Raw genomic sequence first — 17,137 nt, forward strand, 5'->3', positions numbered from 1 at the left:
CGCAAATTATAGCGAACGCGCAACTTTTACAAAGGCAATCTTATGAAACTGGTTTATAGCGCCGCGCTTGCGCTTTTTGCACTCTCGACAGCGGCTTTTGCCGAAGGTGATGTTGAAAAGGGGCAAAAAACATTTGGCAAGTGCAAAGCCTGCCACAGCATTGTCACCCCAGAAGGGGAGGTTCTGTTCAAAGGCGGCCGCACCGGTCCTAACCTTTATGGGGTGATTGGTCGCCAAGTGGCTTCTGCTGATTTTCGCTATTCCAAAGATCTGGTGACGGTCGGCGAAAGCGGATTGATTTGGACCGAAGAAGAATTGGCCGCCTTTATTGCAGATCCACGTGGTTATCTGAAAGCCAAAGGCACCAAAGGCAAAAGCAAAATGACGCTGAAGCTGAAAAAAGGCGGCCCGGATGTGGCAGCGTTTTTGGCCTCTTTGGTCCCTGCGACCGAAGAGATGACAGAAGAGATGGATGCCCCTTCAGAAGAAGAACCAGCTGCGGCCAGCGAATAAGCCAGGCACAATTGGTAATTTTCAGATCCCTGCCAGCCACAAAACTGGCAGGGATTTTTCAATTTCCACAGGTCCGCCAACACGCATCGGTGGCGAGGCAAAGCAGCAGACCCGTGAGTTTTGGCGCAGACGCGGTTGTAAGCGCGTCAAAAGTCCCCAATTTGATCCAAGATCAGCCCCCCGCGTCACTTTTTCTTGATCTGCGTCAAAGACGGTCATTGCCGCGCCGCCACTTGCACTTTAAAACGGCTTGGAATCCAGACGCGCGGGGTGACTCACGTGTCTCTTATGCACTTTGACAGGAGGCGAAGCATGGCGGACGCAGCCATTCACGGCCACGAACACGAGGACAACCGCGGTTTCTTTACGCGCTGGTTTATGTCCACGAACCATAAAGACATTGGTCTTCTTTATCTCATCGTATCTGCAGTTGTCGGCCTGATCGCCGTTGCATTGACTGTTGGTATGCGTCTGGAGCTCATGGAGCCCGGCGTGCAATACATGTGCCTGGAAGGTCAGCGCTTCTTGGGCGGTGGCGAGGGCGTTTGTACGCCAAACGGTCATCTCTGGAACGTATTCATCACCTACCACGGTGTTTTGATGATGTTCTTTGTTGTCATTCCTGCGCTTTTCGGCGGGTTTGGTAACTATTTCATGCCGTTGCAAATTGGTGCGCCGGACATGGCGTTCCCACGCATGAACAACCTGTCGTTCTGGCTGTATGTTGCGGGTACGGCTTTGGGTGTTGCCTCCATGTTCTCACCTGGCGGTAACGGCCAGCTGGGCTCTGGTGTTGGTTGGGTTCTTTACCCACCATTGTCCACCACCGAAGGCGGCTTCTCTATGGATCTGGCGATCTTTGCGGTGCACGTTTCGGGCGCCTCTTCGATCCTTGGCGCGATCAACATGATCACAACCTTCCTGAACATGCGTGCGCCTGGCATGACTTTGTTCAAGGTTCCATTGTTTGCATGGTCGATTTTTGTCACCGCTTGGTTGATCCTTCTGGCTCTGCCGGTTCTGGCGGGCGCAATCACCATGCTGCTGACGGACCGTAACTTTGGCACAACCTTCTTTGACCCTGCTGGCGGCGGCGACCCGATCCTGTATCAGCACATCCTGTGGTTCTTTGGCCACCCAGAAGTGTACATCGTTATTCTGCCGGGCTTTGGCATCATCTCTCACGTTATCGCCACATTTGCGCGCAAGCCGGTCTTTGGTTATTTGCCAATGGTTTGGGCGATCATCGCGATTGGTGCATTGGGCTTTGTTGTCTGGGCGCACCACATGTACACGGTCGGCATGAGCCTGTCTCAGCAGTCCTACTTTATGATGGCCACAATGGTTATCGCGGTTCCAACCGGGGTAAAAATCTTCTCGTGGATCGCGACTATGTGGGGCGGCTCGATCGAGTTTAAGGCGCCAATGCTGTTTGCATTTGGCTTTTTGATCTTGTTCACAATGGGCGGCGTCACCGGCATCGTTCTGTCTCAAGCCTCTGTGGACCGAGCCTATCACGACACATATTATGTTGTGGCGCACTTCCATTACGTTATGTCCTTGGGCGCGGTCTTTGCGATCTTTGCGGGCGTATACTTCTACTTTGGTAAAATGACAGGTCGTCACTACCCAGAGATGGCCGCGAAAATCCACTTCTGGCTGTTCTTTATTGGCGCAAACCTGACCTTCTTCCCACAGCACTTCTTGGGTCGTCAGGGCATGCCACGTCGTTATATCGACTATCCAGAAGCCTTCGCTTATTGGAACAAGATCAGCTCTTATGGCGCGTTCCTCTCCTTTGCGTCCCTGCTGTTGTTCTTTGGCATCGTTTTCTACGCGCTCTTTAAGGGCAAGAAAGTGACAGAGAATAACTATTGGAATGAATATGCGGATACCCTGGAATGGACACTGCCGTGCCCACCCCCAGAGCACACCTTTGAAATTCTTCCAAAACAGGAAGACTGGGACAAAGCACCTTCGCACTAGTCCTTGACTAAAGTAATAATTACTAGGGCCTCGGATCACCTCCGGGGCCCTTTTTTTTTGAGCAGAGGACAGCGAGGCAAGATGCCAGATCTAGCGCAAATCAAAGACGCCACTGTCTCGGTTTATGATCGTCATGCGAAAGAATGGGATGCGCGCCGCAACACCGGCAAGCCGTTTGCCGATGCTATTTTGGCCAGAGGACACCGGTTGACCGGGATAGACGGCTGCGCGGAAATGATCTGTTTGGCGCAACACAATTATCCACCGCAAATCTATCCAGATGCGTGTTGGAAGGTAATGGATATGCGCAGGCCAGCCGGAATGGGTGCGTTTGACATCATCTTAAGCTGGGATGGGTTTTTTCATCTGACCCCGTCAGAGCAACAGCACACCCTGCCAAAACTATGCGAGATGTTGCGCCCCGAGGGGCGTCTGATGTTGACAGTCGGCGATCTCAAAGGCGAAGTCACTGGGCAGGTCTTCGGCGAACCTGTATATCACGCCTCGCTTTCACGTTCCGGCTATCGGCGCTTGTTGAATGGGGCGGGGCTGCGGCTCAATTATCATGAAACCCTTGTCAAAGACACCCACCAACGCACCGTGCTTTTTGCTTCCAAGCCATCAAACACACATGAGATCTAATGCCCTATCACTGGACTGATACCCCTGCCGGCCCGGTTGTTCTGACCTTGCAGGCACATCGTTCCTTGCCAAGGCGCGGCTTTGCAGCGGTGATATTGATCATCTCTGTCATGTTTGCGCTGCCGCTCTTAGCCTTTAGCGGCAAAGCTGCCTTTTGGTGGCTGCTGCCGTTTTTCATCGCTGCGGTCTGGGCGCTCTGGGCGGCGCTGCGGCGCAGCTATCGCGATGGCTATGTGTCAGAGCAGCTGACGCGCGATGCGGACATCCTGACGCTGACACACAGGCCTGCGCGTGGGGCGGCGCAAAGCTGGGACTGCAACATCTATTGGGTGCGCGCCGAGATCCACAAGACAGATGGGCCTGTGCCGCAGTACATCACCCTTTCTGGCAAGGGGCGGCAGGTCGAACTGGGGCGCTTTCTGTCCGAGGATGAGCGTGTGGCGCTGTTTGTGGAGCTAAACCAATATCTCGACAAGGCGCAGCGCTAAGGCATAGTCCAAACCAGCCACGCAAAAGGGCGCATCGTTGCCGATACGCCCCCTGCAATCTTTTCAAAATCTCGCGTATGCGAAACTTACGCCAGTGCGATGTCTGACGCGCTTTCGCGGCCGTCACGGCCTGGTTCGATTTCGAATGTAACTTTTTGGTTGTCTGCAAGACCAGTCAGGCCCGCACGCTCAACGGCAGAAATGTGTACAAACACGTCCTTGCCACCATTGTCAGGTGCGATAAAGCCGAAGCCTTTTGTTGTGTTAAACCATTTGACGGTGCCAGTAGCCATCGTCATTCTCCTTATAAAAAACTGCCCACGGAATGCGGCAGGTCGGCAAAGCCAGTGCAAGATCGAAAGACTGAGCCGAATGGAGCAGTATAACCGATAGTGGTAACGTCGCAGCTCTTAGTTAGGGGCGAATGGTGCTTTTGGCAAGTATTTTGCACGATAAGCTTTTCAATCCGTCGACACGCGCTAATTAAAAATCAGGTGTTTCAGAATAGACGCAGGAAATTCAAACAATGTCGCAACCAAGGTTGGTTTTGGTGAATGATAAAATGCAGCGCAGCTACAGATATGAGTGCACAGCAGCCATCGGCGCGATAAGCGACCCGGACTTTCAACCCCATGTCTCACCTGCAGAAATGCTGGCGATGGGGGTGTTCGAAGGCAAATACCTCAATGATTGTACCCAAGAGTTTCCAAGCGCGTGGTTTACCAATGCCAAACTTGCAGAACGACCCGACGCGCGCCTCAACTTCTTTGGCGTACAAAGCCGACAGGCGCTTCAGGTTTGGCAGCAAAAGGGGTGGATACTTGCGCCCGACCCCAGGGGCTGGTTTCAATGGTATTGTAGATATTACATGGGGCGGCGGCTGATAGATGTTGATAAAAAACAGATCAAACGTTGGCGTGCCTTTGCCCGCCACGCCGCTCAGGTTCGACAAAACTGTGACCCCGCTGATGTGTTTTGTCGGCCAAAACAAAGACAAGCCTTGTTGCAATGGGCCTATGATCCATTGATCTAGCCCGCACAAGGCGGTTTATAACCAAAGACCTACACGCTATTTGGGCAGGGGCAAATCATAGTAATCCCCTTTGTCATCACTGCAGATTTGTTGCGTCATGACCAGTCCGGTTGGGTTGTCCAAACAGCCCGCATGCACCGAGGTCCTGGGGCGATCGTTGGGTTTCCAGAACAGCGAACTGCCACAGGTTGCGCAAAACCCGCGCTTGGCCGATGCAGAGCTTTCAAACCAAGTGATATTGGCCGCCCCCTGAATAACAAGATCTGTATCGTTCACCTGCGTGGCTGCCACATAATGGCCAGACGTTTTGCGGCATTGCGAACAATGACAGGCCATAACGTCGCGCGCATCGCCTTGGATCTCGAACGAGACTTTGCCACATAAACAGCTTCCAAACATGAAATCTCCCTTCATTTCATGCCTATACTAGCAACGGCTCAGGTCAAACTCTGCCTAAATACGAACGCTCTTTTTCTGAAACCGAACGCGTCACCAACATTTGACGCCGCCAGAGTTGTCGTAAGGCAGTTAGTGGTTGCAAGACGGCACGAGATGCCCAGCTTAGGTAACGGCGCTAAGATTTGGTGCAATCTCATTGCCAGATTTCTCATGCAACGCACGGGCTGCCATGATTTTCTTGTGCAGTTTTTTGTCGTGCGGCACGGAAACCAATTGGCCAATTTGCGGTGTGATATCGGAATGAGCCAACAAGCGTTTCTGTCTTTTAACACTTAAGCGTTTGTCAAAAGCACAGGGTGTAAAAAAGCCTTTTAGGCCGTTGATGAAAACTGGTTCCAGATTTTCACCAACAATTAGATCGAAAAAATGATATTCTTTGTCGGCCAATAGTTTTGAAAGATAGGCGTGATTTTCCGGTCCATCTGGTACAAAACGCGAGCAATTCAGCCCCAGAATGGTGATATGGCCGGTAACTTCATTGCGTCCGCTGACAATAGAGCAGGGGATATTGCAAATGCGACGGCGTCGCAAAAGACCCAGCGTAATTTGAAACAAATATCTCAGGAAATACGCCCCAGCGCAGGCTATCGCGATAAGTATCGAAATTGCTGCGACTTGTAAGAACAAAGTATTCCCCTCTAGGAATTGGGTCAAAAAGTCCTTTTCAAAGATTTTTTCGGTTTTTTCCATCTTTGTGGTCGAGGAAATACTTTCCTCACTATCTGAGGATTCTGTGCGTGTTTGCCTTTGATCAGAGGTCAGCGAGGTGTCTTCGACAATTGCGTCGTCTGTCTGCTGGCCGTCAAATTTTGGTCCATTCTCGGGTGGCTGCAATGTACAGCCTGTGATGGTTTCTTCGGTTTTTTCGGGTTTCTTGTGAAGGGGTTGCTTTCCCATGAATTCACGTTGCTTGTCGTAAAGTGAATCCCAAGCGCCCAGCTTGTCCTCAGCAGTCTCTACCTGTTTCTTAATAACCGTTTCATCGCACAGTATATTTGATTTCTGAGCATTGGAATGCGTCGCTGCCAACACAAAACTCATCGATAGACAGCAAGTTATTACAAGTGGAAAAGAAAATGTTTGTTTTTCTGTTCTAATTATTTCTGCAAAGTTGAATCTCGTGACCAATGTCATGCCTCACCTCACTTTTAGTATCAATATTAGACTGAATTACACGTAAAGGTGACTTAAAGTGGTGGTAATTGTGACCATAGGTTGTGCTGTGGCAAAACTATCACATATCAATTTGTGAATTTGTTGTCTTAGAAACATCCCAGGCCAACTATGCGCAGGGATTTTTCCGCAACGTTTCTCTGCGCTGCAGCATGTGCGGCGATCCAAATGTTAACAAGGTATTATGCTTGGAAATAGGTGACGAATCGTACGTTTCAGCGCGTGAAACGTACAATTTGTACAATTAACAAAGTGTTGCCTAGGCGATCCCGCCTTTGATCAGGCCCTCTGCAATGCGTGCATAAGCGTCGGCCATTTGGCCTTTTCCTGCAGCAATCGGTGTCCCTGCATCACCAGCCAAACGTGTGTCCAGATCAAGGGGCAGGGTGCCTAATAAAGGCAGGCCCAATTTTTCGGCTTCAGCGGCGACACCACCATGCCCAAATATATGTTCTTCATGGCCACAGTTGCTGCAGATATGCGTCGACATGTTCTCGATCATCCCCAGCACGGGCGTCTTCAGTGAATTGAACATGTCGATGGCCTTGCGCGCATCAATCAAAGCGACATCTTGCGGTGTTGAAACAAGAATGGCACCGCTGAGTTCGGTTTTTTGGCACAGCGTCAGTTGCACGTCCCCAGTGCCCGGTGGCAGGTCAACAATAAGCACATCTAGCTCGCCCCATTGAACCTGACCTAGCATTTGCTGCAATGCGCCCATAAGCATAGGGCCGCGCCAAACAACCGCTTTGTCTGGGTCCAGCATAAAGCCGATCGACATAAGGGTAACGCCATGGGATTGAAGGGGAATAATGGTTTTTCCATCAGGCGAAGAGGGGCGTTTTTGGATGCCCATCATGCGCGGTTGCGATGGTCCATAGATATCTGCGTCCAGCAGCCCAACCTTGCGACCTTGCTTTGCCAGCGCCACTGCGAGGTTGCTTGAGACAGTTGATTTGCCAACGCCACCTTTGCCGGAACCAACCGCAATAATGCGTTTTACGCCAGCGATCTTCATGGGTCCATCTTGGGGTTTTGGATGGCCGCCCACTTTTAAGCTTGGCGGGGCCTTTTGCTCGGCGGGACCGTGGGCTGTGAGTGCGGCTGACACCGAAGCTACGCCAGCAAGCTGTCCGACAACCTGTTCTGCCGCTTGGCGCAAACCCTCCATTCGTCGCGCGATTTCGGGCGAGGGGGCTTCGATCACAAAGCGCACTTTGTCGCCTTCAATGTGAAGGGCGCGTATCATATCTCCGCTGACCAGATCTCCGCCTCCTGGCAACCCCAAGGTCGCCAGAGCATTTTTCACCTGTTGTTCTGTTACCGACATCCGAATTCTCCTTTCCCCCGACCTACCCCCCCCCCTCCACCCAGAGCAACCCCTTCGTTTCTTAACTAAGTGTGAACGGTTTGGACGGTCCTCTTACGCTATTCAGTTTCTGCATAGCAGCATTGCATAACTGATTGTTGTGCGGGTGCAGCAATCTCCTATATCAATGTCACAACAGCGCCGAGAGCGCGAGAAGGATTAAGACAATGGCAATGGCAACTGGTTACACCGCAACAGCAGTTCGTATCGAGCTTTCTTCAACCTCCATTTTTGGGGATTGGATCGCGCGTTTCACTCAGTACCGCCTTTATCGCAAGACGGTTTCTGAACTTCAGGGGCTTTCGGCACGCGAGCTAAGTGATTTGGGTCTTTCCCGTTCTGGCATCAAGGCAGCAGCTTTGAACGCCGTTTACGGCCTCTAATTCGAATTCGGTTGACCTACCTCCTCCCTGGTCAATCGAGGACAGCGACGGCATCTTCCTCCTCCCTGATGTCGTCGCAGAAATTCCGGGCTTAGGCCCACACAGATACAAAGGTCTCGTCTCCTCCCTAGAGGCCTTTGTGCAAGACCGGCAGCGCTCTCCTCCTCCCTGCGTTGCCGGACCTGATTATGGGCTTTGGCCCCACAGACGCGAACGGCCTTCCTCCTCCCTGGCCTGACGCTAAAATGACGGTGGCACCCTCCTCCTCCCTGGTGTCACCGTTTTTTTGTGCCTAATGTGCGCGCAGAATGGGATTTCCAAAATCAGCTTCAGTAATGAATTCACAATCTGCATGATTTGGCTTTGCGCATGAAAAGATTGGATTTTGGGCACCCAAATGCCGTGATCGTGCCTTGGTTGCCCGATAGCTTTTAGAGCAATGAAACATTCGTAACGTGATTTTGCGCTGAACTTAGGTGCAGCGCACGCTGCAGTAACATATTTTAAGTGAAGAACTGACGACGATTGGGACAAAATAGAAATAGCCCGGGAAAAGGAGACGGGGCCAAAATGAAACTGCCAAACATCAAGTCTTTTGTACGAAGAGTTCTGCGCCGTCGTCCTGCGGCGCAACACAGCGATGTTGAGCGCAATAGAGGGCCCCAGACACATGTCATCATCCTTGACGGTACGATGTCGTCATTGACAGAGGGCATGGAAACCAACGCTGGTCACGCCTATCGCCTTGTCGCAGAAATGGCCCCTAACGTTTCGTTGTTTTACGAGGCTGGGGTGCAGTTCACACATTGGAAGAATGCCCCCGACGTTATGATGGGGAGAGGCATAAACAAGCAAATTCGGCGTGCCTATGGATTTCTGGCCTCGCGGTATCGCCCCGGTGACCGGATTTTCCTTTTTGGTTATTCTCGCGGCGCTTTTGCGGCACGTTCTTTGGCGGGCGTGATTGACCGCGTCGGACTCCTAAGTCCCAAATACGCAACTGTGCGCCACATTCGACAGGCCTATCGCCACTACGAAAAGGGCCCAGACAGTGCAACGGCTGTTGATTTCAAGCGGCTGTATTGCCACCCCGATGTTGAAATAGAGATGATTGGTGTTTGGGACACCGTAAAGGCGCTTGGTGTACGTTTGCCGATTTTTTGGCGGTGGGCAGAGGTCAAACACGGGTTTCATAATCACCATCTTGGGACATCTGTCAAAAATGGATATCAAGCCCTGGCCATGGATGAAACGCGGCTGGCCTATGAACCTGTGTTGTGGGAATGCCCGGATGAATGGCAAGGGCGTGCCGAACAGGTTTGGTTCAGGGGCACGCATGGCGACGTCGGAGGGCATATAAGCGGGTTTGAAGCCGCGCGACCGCTTGCAAACATTCCTTTGATATGGATGCTTGATCGGGCCGAAAGCTGTGGCTTGCCCTTACCCGAAGGTTGGAAAAATCGCTTTGAAACAGACGTCCATGCGCCGTCGGTGGGCACCTGGAGTGGATGGGGGAAGATCTTTTTACTCAGGGGGGCGCGCGTGATTGGCAAAGACAGATCCGAACGCATTCACGAAACTGCTCAAATTACCGAAGAGCCATCAGAGCGACGCTTTTGGCCCTTCAGAAAGCAGGCATAAGGCACAGAGCGAGTGCGCCTTATGTTCACAACCCTAGTTTTATGCGACGTTTTCTAGATTTGCAGCTTGGGTGATTCCAAGGGCGTGACACACGTCGCGGGTGAGTTCTGGCTTGTTCAGCGTGTAGAAATGTAGATCTTGCACGCCCTCATCCAGCAAAGTGCTGCAAAGCTCGCTACAGAGCGATGTTGCAAGCAAATCCTCGCGATCGTCACGTACCGCTTTTTCAAACGCGTCGTCTAGCCAAGCAGGAACATTGGTGCCGCAGCGCGTTGCGAATTTTCGCACGCCTTTCCAGTTCTCAATGGGCAAAATACCAGGGACGATCGGGGCTGTGATACCGGCTTTTACGCAATCGTCGCGGAACCGTAGAAACGCTTCGGGCTCAAAGAAAAACTGCGTCAGAGCTTCGCTTGCGCCAGCGTCCAGTTTTGCTTTAAGCCAATCAATGTCTGCTTTGCTGTCTTTGGCCTCTGGGTGTTTTTCTGGATAGGCCCCCACACGAATTGTGAATTTGCCAGTGTCAGACAAAGCTTCGATCAACTCAACGCTGTTTGCAAAACCGTCAGGATGCGGTGTGAAGGCATCACTGCCTTTCGGAGGGTCGCCACGCAATGCCACTAATTCGCTGACACCGGCCGCCGCAAAACCGTCTGCAATTTCCAACGTCTCAGATTTGGTTGCGTCCACACATGTCAAATGGGCCGCAACGTTGAGGCCACTGGATTTATGCAGGGTTGCCACCGCGTCCCGTGTCAACTCGCGCGTGGTTCCGCCAGCCCCGTAGGTCACGGAAACAAATCGCGGTTGCAATGGCGCAAGCACTTGAACGGTATCCCAAAGACGAAACGAACCTTCTAGGTTCTTGGGTGGAAAGAATTCGAGTGAAATGTTTGGCGCAGTCATTTTTTTTGGGTCCTTTTGGCGTTGACCCCTTGTTGCAGAATTCCACATGTGAGAAAACTTCATAATATTCAACAACAATATGAGCCTCACATGAGAATGCACATCGAATTTCGTCATTTGCGCACGGTAAAGGCCATTCATGAATGCGGGGGCTTGGCGCGGGCGGCAGATCAGTTGAATATCACGCAATCGGCTTTGTCGCATCAAATCAAAGGGTTAGAGGATCAGGCGGGTATTGAGTTGTTTGTACGCCGCTCAAAGCCCATGAAGTTATCGGCCGCTGGTATGCGTCTGTTGCGCTTGGCGGATCGCATTTTGCCCGAAGTGCGTGCACTTGAAGAAGAATTCAGCGGTCTGCGTGACGGAAGTTCCGGACGGTTGCACATCGCAATAGAATGCCACGCATGTTTTGAGTGGCTTTTTCCTGTGCTGGAAAAATTCCGAAAGAAATGGCCGGATGTCGACGTTGATATTCGGCCAGGTCTTGCATTTGACGCCTTGCCAGCCTTGCAGAAAGAAGAGGTCGATTTGGTTGTCTCCTCTGATCCGGAAAAGTTATCTGGTGTCGAATTTACCCATCTCTTTGATTACAAACCCGTTTTTGTGGCATCAAGTCAGCATCCATTGGCGCAGAAAGATTGGATTGAAGCCGAGGATTTTCGGGGGCAAACCCTGATTACCTATCCGGTTGAACGCTCGCGCTTGGATATTTTCAGCCAACTTTTGTCGCCGGCAAAAGTAGAGCCCGAAAGCGTGCGGCAGGCAGAGCTAACTGCTGTCATTCTTTTGCTGGTTGCCTCAAATCGTGGCGTCTCGGTGTTGCCAGACTGGGTAGTGCGCGAGGTGAAATATTCGTCTGATTATGTCACACGCCCATTGACGAAACAGGGGCTGACACGGGGGCTTTTTGCCGCGACACGCAGCGACGATTTGGCTAAGCCTTACATGCAGGAATTGATTGAACTTGCTGGGAAAGAGGCCAAAAAGCTGCAAAGCATATAGTCGCGTGCAAGCCTAGAGACAAAAGCTTGTTCATTAGGGGTTTGGGCCTTGGCAACTGGTCCTTTCCCGCGTATACGCGCGCTCTGATATCAAAGGAGCCAAGCCATGGTGGGCAGTGCAAATCTAAACGTCATGATGAAGGCGGCTCGCAAAGCTGGACGCTCTTTGGTGAAGGATTTTCGCGAAGTCGAAAACCTTCAGGTCTCGATGAAAGGCGCAGGCGATTTTGTCAGCCGCGCCGATGTCGCAGCCGAAGAAATCATCAAAGAAGAGCTGATGGCGGCGCGCCCGACATATGGTTGGTTGGGCGAAGAAGGCGGTGGTGAAGAAGGGAAAGACCCAACACGACGCTGGATTGTCGACCCTTTGGATGGCACCACAAATTTTTTGCACGGTATGCCACATTGGGCGGTTTCCATCGCGCTCGAACACAAAGGTGAAATCGTTGCCGGCGTGGTTTTTGATGCCGCTAAAGATGAAATGTTCTACGCAGAAAAAGGCGAAGGTGCTTGGTTGAATGACAAGCAGCGGCTGCGTGTTTCAGCCCGTAGCCGCATGATTGAATCTGTCTTTGCAACCGGCATTCCTTTTGCGGGTCGTCGGGATTTGCCTGAGACTTTGCAAGATCTGGCTCGTTTGATGCCGACATGTGCGGGCGTGCGCCGTTGGGGTGCTGCGTCGCTTGATTTGGCCTATGTCGCGGCTGGCCGCTATGATGGCTATTGGGAGCGCGGTTTGAACGCCTGGGATATCGCAGCAGGGATCATTATCGTGAAAGAAGCCGGCGGCTTTGTGCATGCAATTGATCCAAGTGAAAGCGTGATCGATAGCGGAACAGTTTTGTGCGCAAATGAGCCGATTTTTGATCAATTCTCAAAGGTTATTCGCCAGTCCTAAAGTAAATCAGGCGCTCTTTAGAGCGCCTTTTTTTGTTTCCGGTCACATGGGTGGTTTATCCCATCGACCCATCTGACATCGCCCAAATCTTTTGGGTCAACGCCCTCTAGACAGGCCACGTTGATACCAAATTGGTTTGGGTCGGATCGACGCTGATGGTGTGTGTAGATCCCGCGATTGTTACAAAAGTAGTGCTTCGCCGTTTTGGTGCCCCATTGATACAGCGACAGCATATCATTACCCGTGACAATTTCTAAGCCGTCAAGCGCGGCGCTGACGGCAATTGCGCCACGTCTACTACAATAGCTACAATCACAACGTCTAGCTGTTTCCAAACCCTCAGACAGAGTGACATGAATTGTAACGGCCTTGCAGTGGCAAGTTAGAACATAATTCATTTTCTTCTATTCACCTTTGGAATGTCTGTTTTGGCAAACCGATAGCGCGCTTCAGGGTTGCGCGGTTGGCCAAGGGTAAAACTCCAGAACTCGGTGCCTCCGCGCCGCAGCCACAAGGGAATGGTAAGGATCAGCCCAATGGCAAAACCCCCGGCGTGGGCCCAATACGCCACGCCGCTTGTTGCAATTTCTGAGGTCAGGCCGCTGGCCAGCTGCAGCACAAACCAAAGGCCAAGCATGAGCCAAGCGGGGACGGTGAAAACCTTGAAGAACACAATCAATACCACCAAGATATCTACGCGAGCTTTAGGATACATCAGCAAATAGCCCCCCATGACACCAGAAATTGCGCCTGACGCTCCAACTGTGGGAATGCCACTTTGCGGGGCAGCGATGACTTGGGCCAATCCGGCTCCAATGCCTGCAAAACAATAGAACGCCGCAAATCCCAGGTGCCCCATTTCGTCTTCTAGGTTGTCGCCAAAGATCCAAAGAAACAGCATGTTGCCTGCAAGATGCATCAGCCCCCCATGCAAAAACATAGAGGTGAAAAGCCCTTGGAAATCCTGCCCACTGGAAACGCGATTTGGGAACAATGCCCAATCTGAGTAGAACGAAGCCAATAAAGCGGGCTGAGCTTCCAGCGGCCAAGTGTAAAGAAAGATCGCCACATTTGTGGCGATCAATGCATAGGTCAAATAGGGTATGCGGCCAGATGGATTGTGATCACGGATTGGGAACATCTTTCCAAGCTGGCCGGAATACGCAGGGGCGTCAAGCTCCTCCGCCAAGCAAAGCAGCATTGCCGCCAGCCGCAGTTGTATCAACACAAACGTGACGTTCTGCGCGCGCCCGTGCTGTGTCTGGCAGACCAGTGATCAACGGCACAATTGCTCCGTCGCGTGTGGCCAGCGCTTGCTCGTATTCACGCGCCGTGGTGCTGTCACCCCACCAGATCACTCCAGCAATCCCTGAAAGCTTGGTCAGGTCTTGTGCTGAAACCGCGCCGTCGGCAATCGCGGCGCGCCCACCCAAGGCCAACAGGGCAGCTGCCTGCTGTTTGGCAGCTTCTGCACCGGGGCCCATGCATAAGACGGGTGGTCGGGCCATGGTGGTCAACCGATTGGATTCGCCTGTGGGTCCTGGCAAAGATACGGTGGTTTCGGCCGCCCCAGGGGCGGCATTATCTATGGCTGTTTGCAGGGATTGGGCAGGCATTGTTGTCCCCCAACGATCGTCGGTTCTAACCGCTTCAACGTTCAGAAAGCGCGATAGATATAGCGGGCCACCTGCTTTTGGGCCGGTTCCAGATAATCCCTCGCCACCAAATGGCTGACTTCCGACAATCGCCCCAATTTGGTTGCGATTGACATAGATATTGCCGGCGTGAATGCGGTCAGAAACATGCTGCACGCGATCGTCAATGCGGGTTTGAAGACCAAACGTTAGCCCATAACCAGTCGCATTGATCGCATCAATGACGTCGTCTAACTCGTTGGATTTAAAGGTTGCCACATGCAGAACCGGCCCGAAAATCTCTTTCTTGAGGTCGGCAATACTATCTACTTTGATCATGGTGGGTGCAACAAAGTGACCCGTCTGCGGGGTTGCCAATTGAAAGATCACCCGGCCGTCGGCCTGCGCTTGTGCGATATGGTCGGCGATGTCGTGCTGTGCAGCACCATCAATGACCGGGCCAGAATCGGTCTCATAGTTCCAAGGGTCACCCAAGCATAATTCTTTCACCGCACCTTGCAGCATCTCTAGCAAGCTGTCGGCAATGTCTTCTTGGACATAAAGGCAACGCAGTGCAGAGCAGCGTTGCCCCGCTGACTGGAATGCGCTCTCAACAATCGCGGTTACAGCTTGCTCGGGCAGGGCAGTTGAATCGACGATCATCGCATTCAATCCGCCAGTTTCAGCAATCAACGGGGCACCAGGGGCCATGTGAGTGCTCATCGCCGCGCGAATGCGTAGCGCAGTAGCTGTGGACCCCGTAAAACAAACGCCATTCACGCGCACATCAGACGTGATTGCAGCCCCCACTTTAGAGCCAGAGCCGGGAATGAATTGTAGTACACTGCGCGGCACACCCGCTTGGTGCAACAGCTCAACTGCTCTAAATGCGATTAATGGGGTTTGGTCTGCAGGCTTTGCCAGAACGGCGTTGCCCGCTGCGAGGGCTGCAGAAACCTGACCTGTGAAGATCGCGAGGGGGAAGTTCCAGGGGCTAATGCAGCTGAATACTCCAGCAGCCTTTTGTGATGGCGCATTGGCTGCATAAAAACGCAGGAAGTCGACAGCTTCTCGCAGCTCAGCAACCTGATCGAGAGGTGTTTTGCCTGCTTCGCGGGCCAAAATTGCAAAGAATTCGCCAAAATTCTCTTCGTATAAGTCCGCAGCTTTCGCCAAAATTTGCCCGCGTTCCTCGGGGCTGGCATCCCAGGCTTTGGCACCAGCAAGGGCGGCCTCAATACCTTCGGGGCTTGTGTGGGTGATTGTACCCAAAGTATCTGCCAGAGAATAAGGGTTTTTCACATCAAATGTTGCGTCAGGTTTGGCCTCTGCCGCCAGCAAAGGCACCGCGTGCCATACCTGTTTTAAAAATGGCGCACGTGCAGCATCAACGCGCTCTAATGTTGGAACATCTCGGAGGTCAAACCCCTGCGAATTTTCGCGTTCCGGCGCGAACAGATGCGGGCCGGTCTCGATTTGCCGCTGGCCGTCTTCCAGGGCTTCGAATGGGTCGCGCGCGACGATTTCCGGCGCAACGTCTTCGTCAACAATCTGGTTCACAAATGAACTGTTGGCTCCGTTTTCCAGTAAGCGACGTACCAAATAGGCCAGCAAATCGCGATGCGCCCCAACTGGTGCATAGATGCGGCAGCGCGTTTTGTTGTCATCCAGAACAATGCTATGCAGGCTTTCGCCCATTCCATGAAGTCTTTGGAACTCAAAAGTCGATTTATCACTGCCCATATCCAAAATGGCGGCCACAGTGTGCGCATTGTGAGTGGCAAATTGCGGATAAATCCGATCCGTCATCCCCAGCAATTTGCGGGCATTAGCGATATAGCTGATGTCGGTTGCCGCTTTGTTTGTAAATACAGGAAAGCTCTCTAACCCTTGAACTTGGGCCAACTTTACCTCTGTGTCCCAATATGCCCCTTTGACAAGCCGAACCATAATCTTGCGATCCAGCTTCGCCGAAAGCTCATACAGAAAATCAAGCGTCGCGCCCGCGCGTTTGCCATAGGCTTGCACGACAACTCCAAAACCGTCCCAACCTGCTAGGGCAGGTTCAGACAAAACTGCCTCGATAACATCCATCGAAATGGACAAGCGGTCCGCTTCTTCTGCATCAATATTCAGCCCCATGCCCGCGGATTTAGCTAGCAAAGCCAAGGACCTAAGGCGCGGCACCAACTCATTTATGACACGCGTGCGTTGGGTGACCTCATAGCGGGGATGCAATGCGGAAAGCTTTACAGAGATCCCTGGGTTGTCACGGATGTCGTCATTTGTGCAAGCAGCGGCAATCGCAGTAATCGCCCGGGAATAAGCCAGATGATACCGCATTGCGTCCGCTTCGGTCTTGGCCGCTTCGCCAAGCATGTCATAGGAATATGAATAGCCTTTTGCTTCCATTTTTGCAGCGCGATCCATGGCTGATACAATGGTTTCACCCAGTACAAATTGACGCCCCATTTCTTTCATTGCGCGCCCAACAGCCGTACGAATAACCGGTTCGCCCAGACGTTTTACGGCACTGCGAAGAGAGCCAATGATGCCTTTGTTCTCGTCGTCCAAGACTTTGCCCGTCAGCATCAACGCCCAAGTCGAAGCATTGACAAGCGAGGAGGTCGAATGCCCAAGGTGCTTGCCCCAGTTGGAAGGCGCAATCTTGTCCTCGATCAAAGCGTCGATCGTTTCCGCATCAGGCACACGCAACAAAGCTTCTGCCAAACACATCAGCGCGATGCCTTCATCCGTGGATAGACCATATTCTGCCAGAAAGACTTCCATCAATCCCGGCTGGGTTTTCCCGCGAATTTGACTCACCAGATTGGCCGCTGATTTTGTAATTCGCTTTCGGTCCTCGGGACTTAGCCCAGTCTGTTCTTTCAGCTGCGCTACAAGCAGATCTTCGTCGCAATATGTGGATGTATCTATCAGGCGGCGGTGGGATGTCATCTGATTCTCCGAGAATGAGGTGGGGTGTTTTGATCAGCTTAATGGTTATTTTG

At 52.2% G+C, this 17,137-nt stretch carries 18 protein-coding genes; 9 read left to right on the forward strand and 9 right to left on the reverse strand.

Annotation, left to right across the window (positions count from 1 at the left end; genetic code table 11):
• Window positions 1–42: 42 nt before the first annotated feature.
• Entirely contained in the window at window positions 43–513 is a 471-nt protein-coding gene (locus ABXG94_RS02045) for a c-type cytochrome (protein ID WP_353532007.1), read from the forward strand.
• A gap of 21 nt (window positions 514–534) precedes the next feature.
• On the opposite strand, the gene ABXG94_RS02050 is transcribed toward ABXG94_RS02045, so the two are convergent.
• Window positions 535–732 carry a hypothetical protein gene (locus ABXG94_RS02050; RefSeq protein WP_353532008.1) on the reverse strand — a complete coding sequence of 66 codons (198 nt, stop codon included), beginning with the start codon at window positions 730–732 and terminating at the stop codon, window positions 535–537.
• A gap of 93 nt (window positions 733–825) precedes the next feature.
• Between ABXG94_RS02050 and ctaD the strand changes: the two genes are divergently transcribed.
• The 3 genes from ctaD (at window position 826) to ABXG94_RS02065 (ending at window position 3,629) form a co-directional block, all read left to right on the forward strand.
• Window positions 826–2,499 (forward strand): cytochrome c oxidase subunit I, encoded by a 1,674-nt coding sequence (gene ctaD / locus ABXG94_RS02055; RefSeq protein WP_353532009.1) that lies wholly within the window; start codon window positions 826–828, stop codon window positions 2,497–2,499.
• A gap of 81 nt (window positions 2,500–2,580) precedes the next feature.
• Window positions 2,581–3,141, forward strand: a complete 561-nt coding sequence (locus ABXG94_RS02060; protein WP_353532010.1) for a class I SAM-dependent methyltransferase — start codon at window positions 2,581–2,583, stop codon at window positions 3,139–3,141.
• Window positions 3,141–3,629, forward strand: coding sequence for a DUF2244 domain-containing protein (locus ABXG94_RS02065; protein ID WP_353532011.1), 489 nt, complete (start codon window positions 3,141–3,143; stop codon window positions 3,627–3,629). The genes ABXG94_RS02060 and ABXG94_RS02065 overlap by 1 nt, the downstream gene beginning before the upstream one ends.
• Before the next feature lie 86 nt (window positions 3,630–3,715).
• Here ABXG94_RS02065 and ABXG94_RS02070 read toward each other — a convergent pair whose 3' ends face one another.
• Entirely contained in the window at window positions 3,716–3,922 is a 207-nt protein-coding gene (locus ABXG94_RS02070; protein ID WP_353532012.1) for a cold-shock protein, read from the reverse strand.
• Window positions 3,923–4,155: 233 nt separating this feature from the next.
• Between ABXG94_RS02070 and ABXG94_RS02075 the strand changes: the two genes are divergently transcribed.
• On the forward strand, window positions 4,156–4,662 hold the full coding sequence (locus ABXG94_RS02075) for a hypothetical protein (protein WP_353532013.1): 507 nt from the start codon (window positions 4,156–4,158) through the stop codon (window positions 4,660–4,662).
• 36 nt (window positions 4,663–4,698) lie between these two features.
• On the opposite strand, the gene ABXG94_RS02080 is transcribed toward ABXG94_RS02075, so the two are convergent.
• The 3 genes from ABXG94_RS02080 to ABXG94_RS02090 form a co-directional block, all read right to left on the reverse strand.
• On the reverse strand, window positions 4,699–5,061 hold the full coding sequence (locus ABXG94_RS02080; RefSeq protein WP_353532014.1) for a GFA family protein: 363 nt from the start codon (window positions 5,059–5,061) through the stop codon (window positions 4,699–4,701).
• A 162-nt stretch (window positions 5,062–5,223) separates the two neighbouring features.
• Window positions 5,224–6,255 carry a hypothetical protein gene (locus tag ABXG94_RS02085; protein ID WP_353532016.1) on the reverse strand — a complete coding sequence of 344 codons (1,032 nt, stop codon included), beginning with the start codon at window positions 6,253–6,255 and terminating at the stop codon, window positions 5,224–5,226.
• A 298-nt stretch (window positions 6,256–6,553) separates the two neighbouring features.
• On the reverse strand, window positions 6,554–7,624 hold the full coding sequence (locus ABXG94_RS02090) for an Mrp/NBP35 family ATP-binding protein (RefSeq protein WP_353532017.1): 1,071 nt from the start codon (window positions 7,622–7,624) through the stop codon (window positions 6,554–6,556).
• A 206-nt stretch (window positions 7,625–7,830) separates the two neighbouring features.
• Here ABXG94_RS02090 and ABXG94_RS02095 point away from each other — a divergent pair, with 206 nt between their 5' ends.
• Complete coding sequence (locus ABXG94_RS02095) at window positions 7,831–8,046, forward strand: DUF1127 domain-containing protein (protein WP_353532018.1); 216 nt, start codon at window positions 7,831–7,833, stop codon at window positions 8,044–8,046.
• A 570-nt stretch (window positions 8,047–8,616) separates the two neighbouring features.
• A complete protein-coding gene (locus ABXG94_RS02100; RefSeq protein WP_353532019.1) occupies window positions 8,617–9,687 on the forward strand; it encodes a T6SS phospholipase effector Tle1-like catalytic domain-containing protein in 1,071 nt (356 codons plus the stop codon).
• 39 nt (window positions 9,688–9,726) lie between these two features.
• Here the strand turns inward: ABXG94_RS02100 and metF are convergent, their stop codons facing one another.
• On the reverse strand, window positions 9,727–10,593 hold the full coding sequence (metF, locus tag ABXG94_RS02105) for a methylenetetrahydrofolate reductase [NAD(P)H] (protein WP_353532020.1): 867 nt from the start codon (window positions 10,591–10,593) through the stop codon (window positions 9,727–9,729).
• A gap of 96 nt (window positions 10,594–10,689) precedes the next feature.
• Between metF and ABXG94_RS02110 the strand changes: the two genes are divergently transcribed.
• Window positions 10,690–11,595: a LysR family transcriptional regulator gene (locus ABXG94_RS02110; protein WP_353533978.1), complete on the forward strand. Its 906-nt coding sequence runs from the start codon at window positions 10,690–10,692 to the stop codon at window positions 11,593–11,595.
• 105 nt (window positions 11,596–11,700) lie between these two features.
• Window positions 11,701–12,492 carry an inositol monophosphatase family protein gene (locus ABXG94_RS02115; protein WP_353532021.1) on the forward strand — a complete coding sequence of 264 codons (792 nt, stop codon included), beginning with the start codon at window positions 11,701–11,703 and terminating at the stop codon, window positions 12,490–12,492.
• 17 nt (window positions 12,493–12,509) lie between these two features.
• Here the strand turns inward: ABXG94_RS02115 and ABXG94_RS02120 are convergent, their stop codons facing one another.
• The 3 genes from ABXG94_RS02120 to putA are packed head-to-tail and all read right to left on the reverse strand — an operon-like array spanning window position 12,510 to window position 17,084.
• Window positions 12,510–12,890 (reverse strand): GFA family protein, encoded by a 381-nt coding sequence (locus tag ABXG94_RS02120; RefSeq protein ID WP_353532022.1) that lies wholly within the window; start codon window positions 12,888–12,890, stop codon window positions 12,510–12,512.
• Window positions 12,887–13,633, reverse strand: coding sequence for a rhomboid family intramembrane serine protease (locus ABXG94_RS02125; protein ID WP_353533979.1), 747 nt, complete (start codon window positions 13,631–13,633; stop codon window positions 12,887–12,889). The genes ABXG94_RS02120 and ABXG94_RS02125 overlap by 4 nt, the downstream gene beginning before the upstream one ends.
• 31 nt (window positions 13,634–13,664) lie before the next feature.
• Window positions 13,665–17,084 carry a bifunctional proline dehydrogenase/L-glutamate gamma-semialdehyde dehydrogenase PutA gene (gene putA / locus ABXG94_RS02130; RefSeq protein WP_353532023.1) on the reverse strand — a complete coding sequence of 1,140 codons (3,420 nt, stop codon included), beginning with the start codon at window positions 17,082–17,084 and terminating at the stop codon, window positions 13,665–13,667.
• Between the last annotated feature and the right edge of the window lie 53 nt (window positions 17,085–17,137).

Source organism: Cognatishimia sp. WU-CL00825, assembly GCF_040364665.1.
Taxonomy (GTDB): domain Bacteria; phylum Pseudomonadota; class Alphaproteobacteria; order Rhodobacterales; family Rhodobacteraceae; genus Cognatishimia.

Excerpts from the sequence above, each read along its gene's own strand:
- ABXG94_RS02045 (WP_353532007.1), top strand. The coding sequence starts at position 43 with ATGAAACTGGTTTATAGCGCCGCGCTTGCGCTTTTTGCACTCTCGACA.
- ABXG94_RS02050 (WP_353532008.1), bottom strand. The coding sequence starts at position 732 with ATGACCGTCTTTGACGCAGATCAAGAAAAAGTGACGCGGGGGGCTGAT.
- ctaD (WP_353532009.1), top strand. The coding sequence starts at position 826 with ATGGCGGACGCAGCCATTCACGGCCACGAACACGAGGACAACCGCGGT.
- ABXG94_RS02060 (WP_353532010.1), top strand. The coding sequence starts at position 2,581 with ATGCCAGATCTAGCGCAAATCAAAGACGCCACTGTCTCGGTTTATGAT.
- ABXG94_RS02065 (WP_353532011.1), top strand. The coding sequence starts at position 3,141 with ATGCCCTATCACTGGACTGATACCCCTGCCGGCCCGGTTGTTCTGACC.
- ABXG94_RS02070 (WP_353532012.1), bottom strand. The coding sequence starts at position 3,922 with ATGGCTACTGGCACCGTCAAATGGTTTAACACAACAAAAGGCTTCGGC.
- ABXG94_RS02075 (WP_353532013.1), top strand. The coding sequence starts at position 4,156 with ATGTCGCAACCAAGGTTGGTTTTGGTGAATGATAAAATGCAGCGCAGC.
- ABXG94_RS02080 (WP_353532014.1), bottom strand. The coding sequence starts at position 5,061 with ATGTTTGGAAGCTGTTTATGTGGCAAAGTCTCGTTCGAGATCCAAGGC.
- ABXG94_RS02085 (WP_353532016.1), bottom strand. The coding sequence starts at position 6,255 with ATGACATTGGTCACGAGATTCAACTTTGCAGAAATAATTAGAACAGAA.
- ABXG94_RS02090 (WP_353532017.1), bottom strand. The coding sequence starts at position 7,624 with ATGTCGGTAACAGAACAACAGGTGAAAAATGCTCTGGCGACCTTGGGG.
- ABXG94_RS02095 (WP_353532018.1), top strand. The coding sequence starts at position 7,831 with ATGGCAATGGCAACTGGTTACACCGCAACAGCAGTTCGTATCGAGCTT.
- ABXG94_RS02100 (WP_353532019.1), top strand. The coding sequence starts at position 8,617 with ATGAAACTGCCAAACATCAAGTCTTTTGTACGAAGAGTTCTGCGCCGT.
- metF (WP_353532020.1), bottom strand. The coding sequence starts at position 10,593 with ATGACTGCGCCAAACATTTCACTCGAATTCTTTCCACCCAAGAACCTA.
- ABXG94_RS02110 (WP_353533978.1), top strand. The coding sequence starts at position 10,690 with ATGCACATCGAATTTCGTCATTTGCGCACGGTAAAGGCCATTCATGAA.
- ABXG94_RS02115 (WP_353532021.1), top strand. The coding sequence starts at position 11,701 with ATGGTGGGCAGTGCAAATCTAAACGTCATGATGAAGGCGGCTCGCAAA.
- ABXG94_RS02120 (WP_353532022.1), bottom strand. The coding sequence starts at position 12,890 with ATGAATTATGTTCTAACTTGCCACTGCAAGGCCGTTACAATTCATGTC.
- ABXG94_RS02125 (WP_353533979.1), bottom strand. The coding sequence starts at position 13,633 with ATGTTCCCAATCCGTGATCACAATCCATCTGGCCGCATACCCTATTTG.
- putA (WP_353532023.1), bottom strand. The coding sequence starts at position 17,084 with ATGACATCCCACCGCCGCCTGATAGATACATCCACATATTGCGACGAA.